Annotated in this window: 20 protein-coding genes and 1 riboswitch; all 20 genes read left to right on the top strand. The window is 40.7% G+C overall.

Annotated features, from left to right (window positions below):
- The first annotated feature begins 32 nt into the window (after positions 1-32).
- The 20 genes from HT696_RS02965 (at position 33) to HT696_RS02870 (ending at position 18,304) form a co-directional block, all read left to right on the top strand.
- Positions 33-632 (top strand): hypothetical protein, encoded by a 600-nt coding sequence (locus tag HT696_RS02965; protein ID WP_240147154.1) that lies wholly within the window; start codon positions 33-35, stop codon positions 630-632.
- A complete protein-coding gene (locus tag HT696_RS02960; protein WP_023935898.1) occupies positions 632-871 on the top strand; it encodes a hypothetical protein in 240 nt (79 codons plus the stop codon). Before HT696_RS02965 ends, HT696_RS02960 begins: the two co-directional genes overlap by 1 nt.
- Positions 872-934: 63 nt before the next feature.
- Positions 935-1,201 carry a hypothetical protein gene (locus HT696_RS02955; RefSeq protein ID WP_023935896.1) on the top strand — a complete coding sequence of 89 codons (267 nt, stop codon included), beginning with the start codon at positions 935-937 and terminating at the stop codon, positions 1,199-1,201.
- Between the two features lie 50 nt (positions 1,202-1,251).
- Complete coding sequence (locus HT696_RS02950) at positions 1,252-1,593, top strand: replication protein (protein WP_173282731.1); 342 nt, start codon at positions 1,252-1,254, stop codon at positions 1,591-1,593.
- On the top strand, positions 1,580-1,828 hold the full coding sequence (locus HT696_RS02945) for a hypothetical protein (protein WP_173219231.1): 249 nt from the start codon (positions 1,580-1,582) through the stop codon (positions 1,826-1,828). Before HT696_RS02950 ends, HT696_RS02945 begins: the two co-directional genes overlap by 14 nt.
- A gap of 303 nt (positions 1,829-2,131) precedes the next feature.
- Positions 2,132-2,554 (top strand): DUF1492 domain-containing protein, encoded by a 423-nt coding sequence (locus tag HT696_RS02940; RefSeq protein WP_173219234.1) that lies wholly within the window; start codon positions 2,132-2,134, stop codon positions 2,552-2,554.
- Positions 2,541-2,879 (top strand): hypothetical protein, encoded by a 339-nt coding sequence (locus HT696_RS02935; RefSeq protein ID WP_173219237.1) that lies wholly within the window; start codon positions 2,541-2,543, stop codon positions 2,877-2,879. Before HT696_RS02940 ends, HT696_RS02935 begins: the two co-directional genes overlap by 14 nt.
- Before the next feature lie 94 nt (positions 2,880-2,973).
- Positions 2,974-3,132 carry a hypothetical protein gene (locus HT696_RS02930; RefSeq protein WP_173219240.1) on the top strand — a complete coding sequence of 53 codons (159 nt, stop codon included), beginning with the start codon at positions 2,974-2,976 and terminating at the stop codon, positions 3,130-3,132.
- 374 nt (positions 3,133-3,506) lie between these two features.
- On the top strand, positions 3,507-6,338 hold the full coding sequence (gene uvrA, locus HT696_RS02925; RefSeq protein ID WP_173282727.1) for an excinuclease ABC subunit UvrA: 2,832 nt from the start codon (positions 3,507-3,509) through the stop codon (positions 6,336-6,338).
- The gene (locus tag HT696_RS02920) at positions 6,331-7,392 is read left to right on the top strand and encodes a Xaa-Pro peptidase family protein (protein WP_164226533.1); all 1,062 of its coding nucleotides are present in this window, start codon (positions 6,331-6,333) and stop codon (positions 7,390-7,392) included. The genes uvrA and HT696_RS02920 overlap by 8 nt, the downstream gene beginning before the upstream one ends.
- A 57-nt stretch (positions 7,393-7,449) precedes the next feature.
- Positions 7,450-7,600, top strand: a riboswitch (M-box (ykoK) riboswitch).
- A 194-nt stretch (positions 7,601-7,794) separates the two neighbouring features.
- On the top strand, positions 7,795-10,455 hold the full coding sequence (gene mgtA, locus HT696_RS02915; RefSeq protein ID WP_173283310.1) for a magnesium-translocating P-type ATPase: 2,661 nt from the start codon (positions 7,795-7,797) through the stop codon (positions 10,453-10,455).
- Positions 10,456-10,590: 135 nt separating this feature from the next.
- On the top strand, positions 10,591-10,989 hold the full coding sequence (spx, locus tag HT696_RS02910) for a transcriptional regulator Spx (protein ID WP_000591165.1): 399 nt from the start codon (positions 10,591-10,593) through the stop codon (positions 10,987-10,989).
- Positions 10,990-11,049: 60 nt separating this feature from the next.
- Positions 11,050-11,619, top strand: coding sequence for an SP0191 family lipoprotein (locus HT696_RS02905; protein WP_164226535.1), 570 nt, complete (start codon positions 11,050-11,052; stop codon positions 11,617-11,619).
- Between the two features lie 86 nt (positions 11,620-11,705).
- Complete coding sequence (locus HT696_RS02900) at positions 11,706-11,972, top strand: IreB family regulatory phosphoprotein (RefSeq protein ID WP_000507059.1); 267 nt, start codon at positions 11,706-11,708, stop codon at positions 11,970-11,972.
- 3 nt (positions 11,973-11,975) lie between these two features.
- Positions 11,976-12,395: a Holliday junction resolvase RuvX gene (gene ruvX / locus HT696_RS02895; protein WP_050098599.1), complete on the top strand. Its 420-nt coding sequence runs from the start codon at positions 11,976-11,978 to the stop codon at positions 12,393-12,395.
- A gap of 15 nt (positions 12,396-12,410) precedes the next feature.
- Positions 12,411-12,716, top strand: a complete 306-nt coding sequence (locus HT696_RS02890; RefSeq protein ID WP_000017620.1) for a DUF1292 domain-containing protein — start codon at positions 12,411-12,413, stop codon at positions 12,714-12,716.
- 307 nt (positions 12,717-13,023) lie between these two features.
- Positions 13,024-14,274 carry a folylpolyglutamate synthase/dihydrofolate synthase family protein gene (locus HT696_RS02885; protein ID WP_173282725.1) on the top strand — a complete coding sequence of 417 codons (1,251 nt, stop codon included), beginning with the start codon at positions 13,024-13,026 and terminating at the stop codon, positions 14,272-14,274.
- Positions 14,275-14,361: 87 nt separating this feature from the next.
- Positions 14,362-14,832 carry an SP_0198 family lipoprotein gene (locus HT696_RS02880; RefSeq protein ID WP_001827160.1) on the top strand — a complete coding sequence of 157 codons (471 nt, stop codon included), beginning with the start codon at positions 14,362-14,364 and terminating at the stop codon, positions 14,830-14,832.
- A gap of 145 nt (positions 14,833-14,977) precedes the next feature.
- Positions 14,978-16,510, top strand: a complete 1,533-nt coding sequence (gene cls, locus HT696_RS02875) for a cardiolipin synthase (RefSeq protein WP_173282724.1) — start codon at positions 14,978-14,980, stop codon at positions 16,508-16,510.
- Positions 16,511-16,765: 255 nt separating this feature from the next.
- Complete coding sequence (locus tag HT696_RS02870; RefSeq protein ID WP_173282723.1) at positions 16,766-18,304, top strand: damage-inducible protein CinA; 1,539 nt, start codon at positions 16,766-16,768, stop codon at positions 18,302-18,304.
- The last annotated feature ends 85 nt before the right edge of the window (positions 18,305-18,389 follow it).

Genomic DNA, 18,389 nt, shown 5'->3' with positions numbered 1-18,389 from the left:
TTTTGTTTTTGGAAAGATTGGAGGAAAAAGAAATGCCAACATTGCAAGAAGTCAAAAACCAGATGGACAAAGTACGGACTCAATTAGAGATTTTTGATCGCTTTGATGAGGAAATCAAGAAAACCGAAAAAGAAGTTGAGGCTATTAAATCTAAGAAAGCTGAGTTACAAACTTTTGAAGATTTTAAGGCAGTCAATTCTAAAGAGAAATATATTGCTGATATGAAAGCACAAAGAACAAAACTCGAAAAAGAACGAATTGACTCAATAGTGGCAGACGCTAGAAAAATTAATGCGAAAGGTTATTTAGAGACAGCATTAGAACAAGATGAAACAGTGAAACGCCAGCGTCAAGAAATCAAACAGAAATCTATTGAGCTTTTAGAGTTGATTGCAAATTATAACGAAAACTACAAAAACACTGCTAAGAGATTGGCTGATGAGGTAAGAGAAACAGGTATCGAAGAGTTATTTGACCGCCTGAATACATCTCCAGAATATAGTGGAGTAAGTAAGCCTTACATTTACAGTGGTGTAGCTGGTTATATGGGAAACCAGCACCGCTATTTAGATCCGAGTGATGATTTGGCGTATTTTGTGAATCGTATTAACTATTTTGAGGGAGAACAATAATGAAAGATGAACATAAACAACTGTTTCAAGAAATCGAAGAAGAGAAGAGACAAGCTGACTTACTGCAGGGGCTTGCCAAGAACGTAGAAAGTATTTCAAAATCTTACGAAGAGGAAGCTGTAACCCTTGAAGAGTTTAAGGCTATGGGCTACAAGCGTAGACATGAACTATATGAGAAAGATAAAGCCTTGTATGATAAGCTACTGGGCAAAGAAAGACGTGGTTTATTAGGTTTGTGATGTGGAGGGGAGCAATCCCCTTTTTTTACATAAATCAGACAGAATTACACACGAGGTAGGGGAATGGTTAGAAGTTTAAAAGCAAGACTAGAAAAGTTAGAAGAGTATGCTGGAAAGACGGAATATGCAACAACTGATGAATGTATATCTTTATATGTGGATTGTTTAAGATTTGCTTTTCAGCAAGATGAAATAAAGATAGATATGGATGATTTTATTAAAACACCATTTAAAGATATTAAGCTAGCAGACTATAAGAAATCAAAAAAACGTATGGATGAACTTAGGGAAATGACTGGGATAAGTGAGTTTCCAGAATTAGACCAATAAAGTGAGGTGACTAGTATTTGACAGAATTAAGCAGAAAAAAAGAAATATTTATGGCCAATTATCTCATGACTGGGAATGTAAAAAAAGCTAGTGAATTAAGTGGAATAACCAGAAGGACGGCTTACAATTACTTGAACGATGTAACTTTTAAGAGGGTTTACCGTGAAAGACGTAGCGAACAACTCAAGGAGTCTACTACGCTGTTACAGAATGCGAGTGTTGAGGCTGTAACCGTATTGAGGGAAATTATGCTAGATGAGACAGTAAGCCCTTACGCTAGACAACAAAGCGCCCAGAGCATTCTAAACATGGCTTATAAGGCGGTTGAAATGGTTGAAGTAGTAGAGCAATTAGAAATATTAGAGGCGAAGATACTAGATGAAGGCGATTAAAAACCGTTTAAATAAGTTGAATAAGTTAGCGGTGGTTGATGAAGTTGATACCGTGTTTTTGACGCAGATTGATACTGGACATTTTGAGGTAAGATATAGGATAGGTGGAAAAAATCCCAAAGATATTATAGAAGTCTATCCGACAAAAGAAGAAGCAGAAAAAGCTATTTCAGAAATTAAAAATACAAAAGGATTGCGGATATTCTGGGACAATATAGGTTTTTGTAATGAATAGAGCTTATCAGTTATCAAGCAGATAAGAGCAATAAAAACCCTCCTTAACTCCCTGAGAAATGACAAGCAGATAAGCAAAGAAATAACTTGCCTTAATTGCTTGCAGAATGACAAGGAAATAAGAGAGATAAAAACATCCCTTAATTGCTTATCAAACCACAAGGAGATATGGGGGGCTATCTCCCTCCCCACGCGCTTCTATGAGCTTCACACCGTCACTGTACATTTTTTCTCACGGGAAAGCATTTGAAGCTAGAGCGAACATAGAGAAAACGCAAATATTACACCAAAAAGGAGAGTCAACTTGACCATTAAAGAAATAGAGGAACAACTAAAAAGAGTAAAGAAAGGGAACGACCTTATCCAGAGACTGCAACTAAAGTACCAAAGTTTAGACAATGGACTATTATCTGGATCCAATCAATTCACTACAAGGGTAAAAACTAGCAAAACCAATACTACTGAGGATAAGATACTTGAAATCTTGGAACAAAAAGATGAGATAGTGGAGCAAATGAGCGCCCTTATAGACGAGCGGATAGCAACAATGAAATTAATAGATCAGCTAGATGAAATTGAAGAATGTTTGGTATTGACAATGATATATGTGAATAACCTACCTATGGCTGAGGTTTGTAAGGAGTTAAATTTTAGCAAAGTACAAATTTACAGAATTAAGAAAAAAGCCATTGAGAACTTGGCCAAGGTTAAAAATGCCAATCGATAAAGAAGAGACAACAAAGCAGGCCTACAGATTTCTGAAAAGCTATCACTCACTGGTTAAATTGAGCCTATACGGTCAAGATGGAGCATTTGAAGCCAAAGCGCTGGAATTGGTGCGCGTGATTGAAGCCTTCAGGGACAATCTGGACGATGTAAGGCGTGATATATTCTCCAATCTCTTTACAAGGCGAACTGGAGAGAGGTTAAAGATATGGCAGTTATACGAGGCATTGGGCATTGATAAGGCTGAGTATGAAAGTCTCAAAGCTGAGATACTGCTAGACTTTGCTAAAAGCTATCGAGACGGTGTATTGTTGATTGAATATTAGGATAGGAAAGTTTATAATGAAGTCATAGCGTAAGAGAAAATACTTAAAATTTTATGTGAAGTGTTTAAATTTGAATTTGGAAGGATTGAATGATATGGTTAAAAAAGATATTTATGATTGGCCAGAAGCCGAAGACGACAATCTGGATGAATTGTTAAAAAAAGCCTATGAACGAAATAAAAACAAAACTGTTGAGGAGTTAGATGACGAATGGGATGAATTTGTCAGGAGTCTAAAACTAGAATCAATTTAATTAAGCACCTAGAGAAATCTAAGTGCTTTTTGATATGAGTTATTTTTGCCTTTTATATACTACGTGGTATAATGAACTTATCAGCAATAAAAAAAGCACGTTTGACCGTGCTAGTTTCTTGCCTGCTGAACTCATCGATTGATTGCCCTTTTGTGGGGCTTTTTTGCTCCCCTTTTTGCGTACTTTGGGGGAGCAAGTAGTAAAAAGTAATGTTAGTATTTTTTGTTCAAAAGCGCGTGATATAAGGGTTAGGAAGCCCTAAGGAAACATAAAATAAGAAGTTTTTTATTATACTATAAATTCATCCTTTTGGGTAATAGAATCTCACTTTTTTTGGTATAATGGTAAGCAATAATGGACTAGAAAGAACAAAGATGCAAGATAAAATTGTCATTCATGGGGCGCGTGCCCATAATTTAAAAAATATTGATGTGGAGATTCCACGAGACAAGCTGGTTGTTGTGACAGGTTTGTCAGGTTCAGGGAAATCCAGTCTGGCCTTTGATACCCTCTATGCGGAGGGACAACGTCGCTATGTGGAGAGTTTGTCAGCATATGCTCGGCAATTCTTGGGAAATATGGAGAAGCCCGATGTAGATGCTATTGATGGTCTTAGCCCAGCTATTTCTATTGACCAGAAAACGACTAGCAAAAACCCTCGCTCGACCGTGGGAACGACGACTGAAATCAATGATTATTTGCGTCTCCTCTACGCACGTGTGGGGACGCCTTACTGTATCAACGGGCATGGAGCTATCAAGGCTTCTTCTGTAGAGCAAATCGTGGATAAGGTTTTGGAGTTACCTGAACGTCAGCGCCTGCAAATCTTAGCTCCTGTTATCCGCAAGAAAAAAGGCCAACATAAGAGTGTTATTGAGAAGGTTCAGAAAGATGGTTATGTTCGTGTCCGTGTGGATGGGGAAGTCTATGATGTGACCGAAGTGCCAGAGTTGTCCAAGAGCAAGCAACACAATATTGATGTCGTGGTTGACCGTATTGTTATTAAGGAGGGCATTCGTAGTCGTCTCTTTGATTCCATTGAGGCTGCCCTTCGTATTGCAGAAGGTTATGTCATTATCGACACTATGGACGACTCTGAGTTGTTGTTCTCTGAGCATTATGCCTGTCCAGTTTGTGGTTTTACTGTCCCAGAGTTAGAGCCACGTCTCTTCTCCTTCAATGCTCCTTTTGGTTCTTGTAGTGAGTGTGACGGTTTGGGCATCAAGCTGGAGGTGGATACTGATTTGGTAGTACCAGATGCCAGCAAAACCTTACGTGAGGGAGCCTTGGCTCCTTGGAATCCTATCTCATCCAACTACTATCCAAACATGCTAGAGCAGGCCATGACGGCATTTGGAGTGGATATGGATAAGCCTTTTGAGGACTTGTCAGAAGAAGACAAGAACTTGATTCTCTATGGATCTGATGGTAAGGAATTCCATTTTCACTATGAGAATGAATTTGGCGGTGTGCGTGATATCGACATTCCTTTTGAGGGAGTTGTCAATAATATCAAGCGTCGCTACCATGAAACCAATAGTGACTACACCCGCACCCAGATGCGCCTCTACATGAATGAGCTGACCTGTGGAACCTGTCACGGTTATCGCCTCAATGATCAGGCCTTGTCTGTTCGTGTGGGTGGCGAGCAAGGACCACATATCGGAGAAATATCAGACCTGTCTATCGCTGATCACTTGGAATTAGTCAGTCAGTTGACTCTTTCTGAAAATGAAGCTATTATTGCTCGTCCCATTCTCAAGGAAATCAAGGACCGTTTGACCTTCCTTAATAACGTGGGTCTTAACTATCTGACTCTGTCTCGTTCAGCAGGAACCCTTTCAGGTGGGGAAAGTCAGCGTATTCGTTTGGCAACTCAGATTGGTTCTAACCTATCAGGCGTCCTCTATATCCTAGACGAGCCGTCAATCGGTCTTCATCAGAGAGACAATGACCGCTTGATTGCCAGTCTGAAAAAGATGCGTGATTTGGGTAATACTCTCATAGTAGTAGAACATGACGAAGATACCATGCGTGAGGCTGATTATCTGATTGACGTTGGTCCCGGTGCCGGTGTTTTTGGTGGGGAAATTGTTGCGGCAGGTACGCCTAAACAGGTAGCTCGTAACAGTAAGTCTATCACAGGCCAGTACTTGTCAGGCAAACGAGCCATTCCAGTGCCAGACGAGCGCCGTGTAGGAAATGGACGTTTTATCGAGGTGATGGGAGCGCGTGAGAACAACTTGCAAAATGTCACAGCTCGCTTCCCACTAGGAAAATTCATCGCAGTGACAGGGGTGTCGGGTTCAGGGAAATCGACCTTAATCAATAGCATTCTCAAAAAAGCTATTGCCCAGAAACTCAACCGCAACTCAGACAAACCTGGTAAGTTTAAGACTATTACAGGGATTGAGCATGTCGACCGCTTGATTGACATTGACCAGAGTCCTATCGGACGAACGCCTAGATCCAACCCAGCTACCTATACAGGAGTTTTTGACGATATACGTGACCTATTTGCCCAGACAAATGAAGCCAAGATTCGAGGCTACAAGAAGGGTCGTTTCAGTTTCAACGTCAAGGGAGGTCGCTGTGAAGCCTGCTCAGGTGACGGGATTATCAAGATTGAGATGCACTTCTTGCCAGATGTTTACGTGGCTTGTGAAGTTTGCCACGGAACTCGCTACAACAGTGAAACCCTAGAAGTTCACTACAAGGAAAAAAATATCTCGCAGGTCTTGGACATGACCGTCAACGATGCGGTGGAGTTCTTCCAACACATTCCGAAAATTCAACGCAAACTGCAGACTATCAAGGATGTGGGACTGGGCTATGTGACGCTAGGTCAACCAGCTACCACCCTTTCTGGGGGAGAAGCCCAGCGTATGAAGCTGGCTAGCGAACTTCACAAACGATCGACAGGAAAATCTTTCTACATTTTGGATGAGCCGACGACAGGGCTTCATACTGAGGATATCGCTCGCTTGCTTAAAGTCTTGGCTCGCTTTGTTGACGATGGCAATACAGTCCTTGTTATCGAGCACAATTTAGACGTTATCAAGACGGCAGACCATATTATTGACTTGGGACCTGAGGGCGGTGTCGGTGGTGGAACCATCATCGCAACAGGAACTCCAGAAGAAGTAGCGGCCAACGAAGCCAGCTACACAGGACATTATTTGAAAGGAAAGTTACATCATGAATAAACGTGTACAAGCATTTCTAGCTAAAATGCAAGAAAAAGAACTAGATGGTATCATCATCAATAACCTTAAAAACGTCTATTACCTGACTGGTTTTTGGGGCTCAAACGGAACAGTCTTTATCAGCCGTGACCGTCAGGTATTGGTGACAGACTCTCGCTATATCATTGCAGCCAAGCAAGAAACCAGTGGTTTTGAGATTGTGGCTGACCGTGATGAATTGGCTGTCATTGCAGGAATTGTCAAGGATATGGGCTTGTCTCGTATTGGTTTTGAGGACGAGATTTCAGTCTCTTATTATCACCGTATGCAGGCAGCCTTTGAAGGAATTGACTTGCTTCCACAAACTCAATTTGTTGAAGGTCTTCGAATGATTAAGGATGAGGCGGAGATTGCAGCGATTCGCAAGGCTTGTTCTATCTCAGACCAAGCTTTCCGCGATGCGCTTGACTTTATTAAGCCAGGAAAGACTGAAATTGAGATTGCCAACTTCCTTGACTTCCGCATGCGTGAGTTGGGAGCTTCAGGCCTATCATTTGATACTATTTTAGCAAGTGGCATCAACTCTTCGAAACCTCATGCCCATCCTATGCATAAACCAGTTGAGCTAGGAGAAGCCATTACTATGGACTTCGGTTGCCTTTATGACCACTATGTCAGTGATATGACACGGACTATCTATCTAGGACATGTTAGCGACGAGCAGGCAGAGATTTACAATACGGTTTTTAAAGCCAACCAAGCCTTGATTGACCAGGCTAAGGCTGGCTTAGGTTTCCGTGACTTTGACAAAATCCCTCGTGATATTATTATCGAGGCGGGCTATGGCGACTACTTTACCCACGGTATTGGACACGGTATTGGACTGGATATCCATGAGGAACCCTACTTTAGCCAGACTTCTACAGAAACTATTAAGGCGGGTATGGCCTTGACCGATGAACCAGGTATCTATATCGAAGGCAAATATGGAGTTCGTATTGAGGATGATATCTTGATTACAGAGACAGGTTGTGAATTGTTGACCCTAGCTCCAAAAGAGTTGATAGTTATTTAAGAGTTAAACAACTCAAATGATTGACTTTTAAATTTTAAAGGTTTATACTGAAAGACGAAAACGGTAGGTGAGGCTACCATAGGGATACGGATGACTACCGCAAAGCAGTGGAGACACTACTCGTTGGTCAACAGTCCTGGTCGCGAAGGCCAAGACTAAGCTCATTACATTGCCCTATGGAGTTAAAGCTTGAACGAAAAACAGATAATTAGTTTTTTAATCCTGCCATTTTATGGTGGGATTTTCTACTGTTTAAATCAAAGAAAGGAGATAGACGATGCAAATTGACGATCATCCGGAACCGCACATACACAGCCAATCGCTGATTTGTGTCGTTCTGTCCTTATAAAGTGATTGGTCTCTGTGTATGAAACACATCATTCATACAGATAGGAGAAACCAATGAAAACTACAAAAGAAAGATTAGCAACAGCTATTCATACATCTTTAAACGAAACTCTATCTTTTTATAAGACAAGTCTAACAGGATTGACTGAGGAGCAGGTGGAGAAAAATCGTGACCTATATGGTGAAAATACCATCACAAAGGGTCAAGAAGACAGTATCCTCAAAAAGATTTACGAATCCATTATCAATCCTTTTACGATCATCTTACTGGTCATCGCCGTGATTTCCTTGGTGACCAATGTCTGGTTGGCAAAACCAGGTCAAGAGGATCCGACGACTTCTATTATCATCGTTGTCCTAGTCCTCATTTCTGGTGGCATACGCTTTGTCCAAGAACTCCGTAGTGATAAGGCTGCGACCAATCTATCAAAAATGATTGTCAACACAGCGACTGTCATTCGTCAAGGAGAAATCCAAGAAGTACCTATCGATGATTTGGTAGTGGGTGACGTGGTTAAATTAAGCGCTGGAGACATGATTCCAGCAGATCTTCTTTTATTTGAGTCGCGCGATTTCTTTGTACAACAGTCGGGTTTGACAGGTGAAAGTGAATCGGTTGAAAAATTGGCCTTGACCAAGGCAACAGTTCAACAATCTGATAGTCTGCTAGAAGCAGAAGCGCTAGCCTTTATGGGAACCAATGTCTTGTCTGGTAGTGCCAAGGCCGTGGTTTTAGCAGTTGGTGATGATACCATGATGGGGGCCATTGAGCAGACTTTGAACACCTATGACGAGCCTACTTCGTTTGAGCGGGAGATGAATAGTATTTCTTGGCTCCTGATTCGCTTGATGTTGGTTATGGTGCCCATCGTTTTCTTGTCCAATGGTTTAACAGATGGTGACTGGCTGGAAGCTGGCGTATTTGCTTTGAGTGTTGGTGTTGGACTGACACCTGAGATGCTTCCTATGATTATCACGGCCAGTCTAGCAAAGGGCTCCATCATTATGGCCAAGGAAAAAGTGGTTATCAAGAAACTCAATGCCATACAGGACTTAGGGGCGATTGATATTTTGTGTACAGATAAGACAGGAACTCTAACCCAAGACGAAATTGTCCTTGAATATCCCTTGGACATCCACGGACGCTTGGATTTGACCGTCTTGAGACGAGCTTATCTCAATTCTTATTTTCAAACGGGCTTGAAAAATTTGATGGACAGAGCTATCATCAAACGGACTGAAAAGGAAGCCAAAGAACACACCCTCTTACAAAATCTGGATCAAACTTTTCAAAAAATAGATGAGCTTCCCTTTGATTTTGAACGTAGACGGATGAGTGTTATCGTTAAGGATGAACACGAAATTGTTAGTTTGGTAACCAAGGGTGCCCTAGAGGAAATGTTGACGATTTCCAGTTATGCGGAATACCAAGGAGTGATTACTCCCTTGACAGATGCTATTAGAGAAGAAATTTTAGTGGAAGTCAGACAACTAAATCAACAAGGTTTGCGTATCTTGGGAGTGGCCTATAAGTCAGGTTTGAGGGAAGGTCATGCCTATACAGTTGATGACGAAGGGGATATGATTCTAACTGGTTATTTAGCCTTCCTAGATCCTCCTAAACCATCTGCAGCACCAGCAATTAAGGCTCTGTTAGAACATGGAGTTCAAACAAAGATTTTGACGGGAGACAACGAAAAAGTTACCCAAGCAGTCTGTGAAAAGGTTGGTTTGGATATCAATCAGATGCTGTTAGGATCTGAAATTGATCAGATGAGTGATCAAGAATTGGCCCAAGCCGTAGAGGAGGTAACCGTCTTTGCCAAACTTTCTCCTGACCAAAAAGCACGAATTATTTTGCAATTTAAGGCTAATGGTCATGCTGTTGGCTATATGGGAGATGGAATCAATGATGCTCCTTCTATGAAAGTTGCAGACGTGGGGATTTCTGTTGATACAGCAGTAGATATTGCCAAAGAAACGGCTGATGTTATCCTGCTTGATAAGGATCTAATGGTACTTGAAAAAGGACTTGTTGAAGGTCGTAAGGTCTATGCCAATATGACCAAATATATCAAAATGACAGTGAGTTCTAATTTTGGAAATATCTTATCCCTATTGGTCTCTGGAATCTTTTTACCATTTTTACCGATGGCGCCAGTCCATTTGATTATCTTAAATCTAGTCTATGATTTGTCTTGTATTGCCTTGCCTTTTGACAAGGTGGATAAAGATTTTTTGAGAAATCCGCATATATGGGAAGCTAAGTCCATCACACGTTTCATGGTTTGGATGGGGCCTATCTCTTCTGCCTTTGATATTTTGACCTTTATTTTGCTCTATTTTATCATTGTACCCATGACGACAGGTCATGCCTATGTTCATGGAGCAGAGTCGGCCGTAGGATTTATTGTCTTGTTCCAGACAGGTTGGTTTATCGAGTCTATGTGGTCGCAGACCATGGTTATTCATATGTTGCGTTCAGCCAAAATTCCTTTTTTACAAAGTCGTCCAGCTTGGCTAGTCCTTGTGACAACCTTATTGGCTGCAGCCTTTGTGACCTTCCTTCCCTACAGTCCACTAGCTAGCCTTCTCCATCTAACTCCTTTAAAATCGATTTATTTCATCTTTTTACTTTTCATCATTATTTTGTATATGATTAGTGTGACAATTGTGAAAAAAATCTATATCAAGAAATATAACGAATGGCTGTAAATTTTATTTTGTCAAGAAAAAAGTACGAAAATGACGAAAAAAGTCAAAAAAATTTAAAAATAGGTCGCAAGTCGGATGTTTTTTATGGTATAATAGACTAAACTGATAGTAACATGTAGCGAAAGGGGTAGGTACATGATTAAAATTTATACAGTCTCAAGTTGTACTAGCTGTAAAAAAGCAAAAACCTGGCTCAATGCCCACCAGTTAAGTTATAAAGAACAAAATCTTGGTAAAGAAGGAATTACGAGAGAAGAATTACTGGATATTCTAACCAAAACAGATAACGGAATAGCCAGCATCGTCTCATCTAAAAATCGCTATGCCAAAGCCCTTGGAGTGGATATTGAAGATTTGAGTGTCAATGAAGTCCTCAATCTGATTATGGAAACACCGAGAATTTTAAAGAGCCCAATTCTTGTGGATGAAAAACGCCTACAAGTTGGCTACAAGGAAGACGATATTCGTGCCTTCCTACCACGCTCTGTCCGTAATGTAGAAAATGCAGAAGCACGTTTGCGTGCAGCTCTATAAACATCAAGACTGGGAGCAACTCCCAGTCTTATTTTAATTTCAAAAAGAAAGAAGAAAGAAATGAAAAAAATTGTTCTTGTTAGTCTAGCTTTCCTTTTTATCCTGGTTGGTTGCGGACAGAAGAAAGAAACTGGAACAGCTACAAAAACAGAAAAGGATACGCTTCAGTCAGCATTGCCAGTTATTGAAAATGCTGAGAAGAATACAGTTGTAACCAAGACTTTGGTCTTGCCCAAGTCAGATGATGGCAGCCAGCAAACCCAAACCATTACTTATAAAGACAAGACTTTTTTGAACCTAACCATTCAACAAAAACGTCCAGTCTCTGATGAGTTGAAGACCTATATTGACCAACATGGAGTGGAAGAAACCCAAAAAGCTCTTCTCGAGGCGGAGGAGAAGGATGAGTCCATCATAGAAGCTCGTAAATTGGCAGGATTTAAGCTTGAAACTAAACTATTGAGTGCAACAGAACTTCAAACAACGACTAGTTTTGATTTTCAAGTTTTGGATGTCAAGAAGGCTTCTCAGTTAGAATATTTGAAGAACATTGGTTTAGAAAATCTCTTGAAGAATGAACCAAGCAAATATATTTCAGACAGATTAGCAAATGGTGCGACAGAACAGTAGAAAATCCAAATAAATAGACTGCCTGAATTGTAGAACGTAAGGAATTATGCTATAATGGTACTATTCTAAGGAAAGAGGGTGTTAGAATGGGATTTACTGAAGAAACAGTACGTTTTAAATTGGACGATTCCAATAAAAAAGAAATTAGCGAAACTCTGACTGATGTTTATGCTTCGTTGAACGATAAGGGCTACAACCCGATTAACCAAATCGTAGGTTACGTATTGAGTGGAGACCCTGCCTACGTTCCTCGTTACAATAATGCACGAAATCAAATCCGTAAGTATGAGCGTGATGAAATCGTTGAGGAGTTGGTTCGCTACTACCTAAAAGGACAAGGAGTCGATCTGTAACCTATGAGAATTATGGGATTGGACGTCGGTTCAAAAACGGTAGGGGTGGCGATTAGCGATCCACTCGGTTTTACAGCTCAAGGACTTGAAATCATCCAAATCAATGAGGAGCAAGGCCGATTTGGTTTTGATCGCGTTAAGGAATTGGTTGATACTTACAAGGTGGAACGATTTGTAGTGGGCTTGCCTAAAAACATGAACAATACAAGCGGACCGCGCGTGGAAGCTAGTCAAGCCTACGGAGCGAAGTTAGAAGAACTTTTTGGTTTACCAGTAGACTATCAGGATGAACGCTTGACAACAGTGGCTGCTGAGCGCATGTTGATTGAACAAGCGGATATCAGCCGTAACAAGCGCAAGAAAGTCATTGATAAGTTAGCAGCTCAGCTGATTTTACAAAATTATTTAGATAGAAAATTTTAATATAAAGGAGAGGCTATGTCACACGATCATAACCACGACCACGAAGAACGTGAACTAATCACACTAGTAGATGAGCAAGGAAATGAAACCTTGTTTGAAATCCTTTTGACCATTGACGGAAAAGAAGAATTTGGTAAAAACTATGTTCTTCTAGTACCAGTTAACGCAGAAGAAGACGAAGACGGACAAGTTGAAATCCAAGCTTACTCATTCATCGAAAACGAAGATGGAACAGAAGGCGAATTGCAACCAATCCCAGAAGACTCAGAAGACGAATGGAACATGATTGAAGAAGTCTTCAATAGCTTTATGGAGGAGTAAACACGTCCAGTGGACGTGTTTAGCCCTGCGCTAGAAAATAGAAACGCAGGCATATCCAGTGGATGTTTTTAGCCCAGCTCCTTGAAATAAGAGAGAGCTGGTAAGTCTGGGAGACTGTATCACCCCAACTCCTAGAAATTGGAAGAGTTGGAACATCCAGTGGATGTTTTTAGCCCAAGTTAATATTCATAGTTGCTAGTGATTAGCTAACCAGGTGAGAGGTCGGGACGAAAATCCTGGCCTCGTTTTTGTTAGTTATGAGACTTTATTGAGGCAGTTGATTGAACCTGTAATTAAGGAGATGTATATGTTTGAAGTAGAAGAATGGCTCCATAGTCGGATTGGTTTGAATTTTCGATCAGGTTTGGGCCGAATGCAAGCAGCGGTGGATTTGTTAGGAAATCCTGAGCAGTCTTACCCTATTATCCACGTAACAGGGACTAATGGGAAAGGATCTACCATTGCTTTTATGAGGGAGTTATTTATGGGGCATGGCAAAAAAGTTGCGACCTTTACCTCCCCTCATATCGTCTCTATCAATGATCGAATCTGCATTAATGGGCAACCTATAGCAGACACAGACTTCATCCGTTTGGCCGAGCAGGTCAAGGAGATGGAGAAAACGCTTCTGCAAACCCATGATCAGTTGTCCTTTTTTGAATTGCTGACCTTGATTGCTTTTCTCTATTTTAGGGAGCAAGAGGTGGACTTGGTTTTATTAGAAGTGGGAATTGGTGGCTTACTTGATACGACCAATGTGGTAACTGGAGAGATTGCTGTCATCACCTCCATCGGACTTGACCATCAGGAGACTCTGGGTGACAGTCTAGAAGCAATTGCAGAGCAGAAAGCTGGTATTTTTAAGGCTGGTAAAAAGGCAGTGATTGCTAAGTTGCCTTCAGAAGCTAGGCTTGTTTGTCAGAAAAAAGCAGACTCTTTAGCTGTTACCCTTTATCAGGCAGGCCAGGAATTTTCAATGCAGGATGGTGATTTTTCAAGTTCTTTGGGAACTTTTTCGCAGTTGAACATAGGATTGGAAGGAGCTTATCAGCAGGAAAATGCGGCCTTGGCGTTGCAAACGTTCCTTCTTTTTATGAGGGAAGGAAAGGAAGTTGTTGATGAGCAGGCTGTAAGACAGACTTTGGAGAAGACCCATTGGGCTGGGCGTTTGGAGCGTATTCGTCCGCAGATTTACTTGGACGGTGCCCATAACCTCCCTGCCTTGACTCGCTTGGTTGAGTTTGTCAAAGAAAAAGAGCAGGAAGGCTATCGGCCTCAAATCCTCTTTGGGGCCTTGAAACGCAAGAATTATCAAGGGATGTTGGGTTATCTGACTCAAAAATTGCCTCAGGTGGCACTCAAGGTGACTGGTTTTGACTATCAAGGTTCTCTGGATGAGACAGATGTAACAGGTTACCATGTCATTCCTTCTTACAGAGAATTTATCAGCAGTTTTGAAGAAAGAGCAGATGCTCAGGACTTGTTATTCATTACAGGGTCTCTCTATTTTATCTCAGAAGTACGGAGCCACCTACTGGGGCATGAGCAGATAAATTGACCTCTTCTTTTGTCTTTGTTATACTAGATGAATTGCTGGCTAAGGAAAATCTATTTTTCTAGCATGGCAAGAGAAAGGACATTTATTATGACATTCAAAACAGCAGCACTTTCTATTGTTTCTTTAGCGAGTGTATCTTTGCTAGTTGCTTGTTCCCAAAGAACACAACCAGTTCAACAGCCTGTGGCTCAGCAGCAGGTCCAACAACCTGCTCAACAACCTGCTCAACAGAATACCAATACTGCAAATGCAGGAAGTAATCAAAATCAAGCGGCTCCAGTACAGAACCAACCTGTTGCTCAACCGACTGATATTGATGGGACTTATACAGGCCAAGATGACGGAGACCGTATCACTTTAGTGGTCACTGGAACGACTGGTACATGGACTGAGCTCGAATCTGACGGGGATCAGAAAGTCAAACAGGTCACATTTGATGCAGCAAATCAACGCATGATTATTGGCGATGATGTCAAAATTTACACTGTAAACGGTAATCAAATCGTCGTAGACGATATGGATAGAGACCCATCGGACCAAATCGTTTTAACTAAATAAGACTATGCAAGTAGGAAGGGCTGGATTTTTCAGCCTTTTTACTTTTGCTTAGAAAATAATCATAAATACTTGCCTTCTACCGAATACCTGAGTTATACTAGTATCAATTACCTGTTTTTAGTGTTCAAAATATCAAGGAGGGGATATGAAATATAGAAAATTTCAATTATTGATGTCCAAGTATGGCTTTAGTCTTTCGATTATGCTACTTGAACTTTGTCTGGTTTTTGGTCTCTTTCTTTATTTAGGGCGCATGGCCCCCATTTTATGGATTACTGTCCTCATTCTACTGAGTATCATCACAATCATTTCGATAGTCAACCGTAATACGACTCCTGAGAATAAGGTAACCTGGTTATTAGTAGCCTTTGTGCCAGTATTTGGCCCCTTGCTCTATCTGATGTTTGGTGAGAGGAGATTGTCCAAAAAAGAAATCAAACAACTGAAGAAGCTAGGCTCCATGCATTTCCAAGAAGCAAATAGCCAGCTACTAAAAGAGGAATTAAAAGAAAGTGACAAGGCGGCATATGGCGTCATCAAGTCCTTATTGAGTATGGATACCAATGCCGATGTCTATGATCAAACTGCCTCTACATTTTTTCCTAACGGAGAGGCTATGTGGAAAAAGATGGTAGAAGATCTTAAAAAGGCTGAGAAATTTATCTTCTTGGAATATTACATTATAGAAGAAGGTTTGATGTGGAATCGTATTTTAGAAATCTTGGAGCAAAAAGTCGCTCAAGGCATTGAAGTTAAACTGCTCTATGACGATATTGGCTGTATGGCTACTTTAACAGGAGATTATGCACATCGACTTCGTCAGCTGGGCATCGAGGCCCATAAATTCAATAAAGTTATTCCTCGTTTGACAGTGGCCTATAATAACAGAGATCATAGAAAAATATTGATTGTTGATGGTCAGATAGCCTATACTGGTGGGGTCAATCTGGCAGATGAGTACATTAACCATGTCGAGAGATTTGGTTATTGGAAGGATAGTGGAATTCGCTTGGACGGGCTAGCAGTAAAAGCCCTGACACGCTTGTTTTTAACCACTTGGTACATCAATCGAGGAGAGATTAGTGATTTTGATCAATATCATTTAGAAAATCATTCTATCCCAAGTGACGGTTTAACCATTCCATACGGGAGTGGACCCAAGCCAATTTTTCGAACGCAGGTAGGGAAAAAGGTTTATCAGAGTTTGATCAATCAAGCAACGGAATCGGTCTATATTACGACACCTTATTTGATCATAGACTATGATTTAACGGAGACAATCAAAAATGCAGCTATGAGAGGGGTCGATGTTCGAATTATCACCCCTTACATACCAGATAAGAAGTTCATTCAGTTAGTCACAAGAGGCGCTTATCCAGACCTTCTTTCTGCTGGTGTTCGAATTTATGAGTATAGTCCAGGTTTTATTCATAGTAAGCAGATGTTGGTAGACGAGGATTTTGCGGTGGTGGGGACAATCAATCTCGACTACCGAAGCTTGGTACACCATTATGAAAATGCAGTCTTACTCTATAAAACTCCTTCTATAATGGAAATAGCCCGAGATTTTCAAAATATATTTGCAGATTCTCAGGAAGTTTATCCCCATTCTATCAAAACGAGCTGGTATCAAAAGCTTGTAAAAGAAATCGCCCAGTTATTCGCCCCAATCTTATAAGAAATCTAGGACTTAGGAAATGACCGAGTCCTCTTTTTCTTGCTTTTTACGAATAGAAAGATATAGGGAGGGACGATGCTGACTCAGAAAGAATTGGATTATATCATGTCATTTAAACAGACACATTTACACCGCTTTCGGGAAATTGAAACCTTTGTGAAACTATGCAAAAAATCACTCAAACAGCCATCGCAAGCTGACAATCCTAGGACTTTTTGATATACTAAGACAGATAAATTGAATAGGAGAAACGATATGAGTGTGTATGGTAGAGTAGAAGAAGTTCATCAGGAGAATCGTGAACCTCTAGAATACCAAATCGAACAAGAATCGTATCATCGTGAATCAAGTCGTCTTCCTTTGGTGAAAATTTTACTATGGAGTACGCTTGTAACGGGGATAACTCTAGGAGTACCGCTATTACTCGATTTAATGAGTGCACAAGAAGTGCAGGATTTTTATGCAGGTTGGGCGCTTCATCAGACAGGGAAGATTTACAGCGACTATTATGGAAGTCAAGGTTTGCTTTATTATTTGCTGACTTATGTGACTCAGGGCGGATTTTTCTTTGCCATTTTTGAGTGGTTAGCCTTGGTAGCAGGAGGATTTTTCCTCTTTCAATCGGCGGACACCTTGACAGAGCAAGGAGACCAAGCTGGACAAGTGGTGACTATTTTTTACATGCTAGTTACAGGTCTTGCTTTTGGTGGAGGTTATGCGACTCTTTTAGCGCTTCCTTTCTTATTCGCGGCCTTTAGTTTAGTTGCGGCCTATCTAAGCAATCCAAGCCATGATAAGGGATTTATACGGATTGGGCTGGCTTTGGCGGGAGGATTTTTCTTTGCCCCCTTGTCATCGCTCCTGTTTATTGCTGTAGTGAGTTTAGGCTTGTTGGTCTTTAACCTTGGGCATAGACGCTTTGCGCATGGGTTTTATCAGTTTCTTGCAGTGGCTTTAGGTTTTTCACTTATCTTTTATCCAACTGCCTACTATAGTGTTGCAACAGGAAGTTTTGGGGATGCCATTAGTGGTATTCGTTATCCTATTGACAGTATTAGCTTTGATTTCACTTCTAAAATTTTAGAGAATATGGCTTTTTATGGCTTGTTGTCCCTTGGTTTGGGATTTGTGGTTTGTATCTTTTTAGGTCTCTTTCAATCCAAGCCCTCTAAACTATACGTCATTTCGGTTCCTGCAAGTCTTGTGACAATTTTAGGTTTGATTTTGCTTTTCTTTTCACAAGAGCCTCTGCACGCTTCTTATTTGATGGTCGTCTTCCCTGTTTTCCTACTTTTATTGGTAACCAATATTAAGAGTCAACAGAGGGGGCGTAGTGTTAGAAGAAGACGAAGAGAAACGCCAGTTAGCCTATGGAGTCGTTTTTTTAAAGGAAATCTATATCTGCCAGTTTTAGGGCTTGTCTATCTTTTGACTGTTCCTTTTTTGATGAAGTTTGTCCTTTATCCGGTACCTTATCAAGAACGTAATCGTCTTGCTGATTTGGTAAAAGAGGAGACAAATACGGAAGATGCTATCTATGCATGGGATGATACTGCGACTCTTTATCGTAAGAGTGAGCGCTTGTCGCCATCGGCGATTTTGTCTCCCGTGCACTATACAGCAACTGAGGAAAACCGGAATAAGCTACTCAATGACTTGAAAGAAAAACAACCTAAGGTGATTGTGGTGAATGACAAGGTGCCAGTCTGGTCTGAAGTGGAAACACTCTTAAAAGAAAATTACCAACCAGTAAAGACGGATTACTCAGAGTTTAAAGTCTATAAAATTAAATAACCAAATCAATATCTTGTGTATTTTTAAAAATTTTAGGATTTTTAACACAAGATATTGATTTTTCTTTTTAGAGTGGTATAATACT

It is taken from the genome of Streptococcus sp. 9903 (assembly GCF_013276625.1).
Classification (GTDB): Bacteria; Bacillota; Bacilli; order Lactobacillales; family Streptococcaceae; genus Streptococcus.
This window is presented reverse-complemented; position numbering and strand designations above follow the sequence as displayed.

Coding starts and splice junctions, on each gene's coding strand:
- HT696_RS02885 (WP_173282725.1), top strand. CDS start 13,024: ATGTTTGAAGTAGAAGAATGGCTCCATAGTCGGATTGGTTTGAATTTT.
- HT696_RS02960 (WP_023935898.1), top strand. CDS start 632: ATGAAAGATGAACATAAACAACTGTTTCAAGAAATCGAAGAAGAGAAG.
- uvrA (WP_173282727.1), top strand. CDS start 3,507: ATGCAAGATAAAATTGTCATTCATGGGGCGCGTGCCCATAATTTAAAA.
- HT696_RS02955 (WP_023935896.1), top strand. CDS start 935: ATGGTTAGAAGTTTAAAAGCAAGACTAGAAAAGTTAGAAGAGTATGCT.
- ruvX (WP_050098599.1), top strand. CDS start 11,976: ATGAGAATTATGGGATTGGACGTCGGTTCAAAAACGGTAGGGGTGGCG.
- HT696_RS02920 (WP_164226533.1), top strand. CDS start 6,331: ATGAATAAACGTGTACAAGCATTTCTAGCTAAAATGCAAGAAAAAGAA.
- cls (WP_173282724.1), top strand. CDS start 14,978: ATGAAATATAGAAAATTTCAATTATTGATGTCCAAGTATGGCTTTAGT.
- HT696_RS02905 (WP_164226535.1), top strand. CDS start 11,050: ATGAAAAAAATTGTTCTTGTTAGTCTAGCTTTCCTTTTTATCCTGGTT.
- HT696_RS02945 (WP_173219231.1), top strand. CDS start 1,580: ATGAAGGCGATTAAAAACCGTTTAAATAAGTTGAATAAGTTAGCGGTG.
- HT696_RS02890 (WP_000017620.1), top strand. CDS start 12,411: ATGTCACACGATCATAACCACGACCACGAAGAACGTGAACTAATCACA.
- HT696_RS02880 (WP_001827160.1), top strand. CDS start 14,362: ATGACATTCAAAACAGCAGCACTTTCTATTGTTTCTTTAGCGAGTGTA.
- HT696_RS02930 (WP_173219240.1), top strand. CDS start 2,974: ATGGTTAAAAAAGATATTTATGATTGGCCAGAAGCCGAAGACGACAAT.
- HT696_RS02900 (WP_000507059.1), top strand. CDS start 11,706: ATGGGATTTACTGAAGAAACAGTACGTTTTAAATTGGACGATTCCAAT.
- HT696_RS02935 (WP_173219237.1), top strand. CDS start 2,541: ATGCCAATCGATAAAGAAGAGACAACAAAGCAGGCCTACAGATTTCTG.
- mgtA (WP_173283310.1), top strand. CDS start 7,795: ATGAAAACTACAAAAGAAAGATTAGCAACAGCTATTCATACATCTTTA.
- HT696_RS02965 (WP_240147154.1), top strand. CDS start 33: ATGCCAACATTGCAAGAAGTCAAAAACCAGATGGACAAAGTACGGACT.
- HT696_RS02950 (WP_173282731.1), top strand. CDS start 1,252: ATGGCCAATTATCTCATGACTGGGAATGTAAAAAAAGCTAGTGAATTA.
- HT696_RS02870 (WP_173282723.1), top strand. CDS start 16,766: ATGAGTGTGTATGGTAGAGTAGAAGAAGTTCATCAGGAGAATCGTGAA.
- spx (WP_000591165.1), top strand. CDS start 10,591: ATGATTAAAATTTATACAGTCTCAAGTTGTACTAGCTGTAAAAAAGCA.